Annotated in this window: 1 pseudogene; it reads right to left on the bottom strand. The window is 63.4% G+C overall.

The annotated features are described in order from the left end of the window. Positions 1 to 276: pseudogene (locus SCA31_RS23270) on the bottom strand (hypothetical protein); the annotation flags it as partial.

The raw sequence follows: 276 nt of genomic DNA, 5'->3' as shown, positions 1-276 counted from the left end.
ACGGATGCCGTTTCCTAGAAGCGTGAGGCTCAGAGTGACGACGGCGATGATGCCACCGGTGGGTACGAGCATCCATGCACTGATAGGCATCACGTTCTGGGCGTCTGTCACTAGGTTTCCCCAGCTCGGGGCCGGAGGCGGAACGCCGAGTCCGAGGTAGCCGATGCCTGCTTCGGCGATGCACGCCACAGCGGCCACGATACTGATTTGCGTCAGCGCCGGCCCGGTCACCCCCGAAAGGATGTGGCGGCGCATGATCTGGAGACTCGTCAGTCC

The sequence above is a fragment of the Chryseobacterium sp. SIMBA_028 genome (assembly GCF_046535285.1).
Taxonomy (GTDB): domain Bacteria; phylum Bacteroidota; class Bacteroidia; order Flavobacteriales; family Weeksellaceae; genus Chryseobacterium.
Note: the sequence above shows the minus strand (reverse complement) of the source record. Positions and strands in the feature narration are given on the sequence as shown.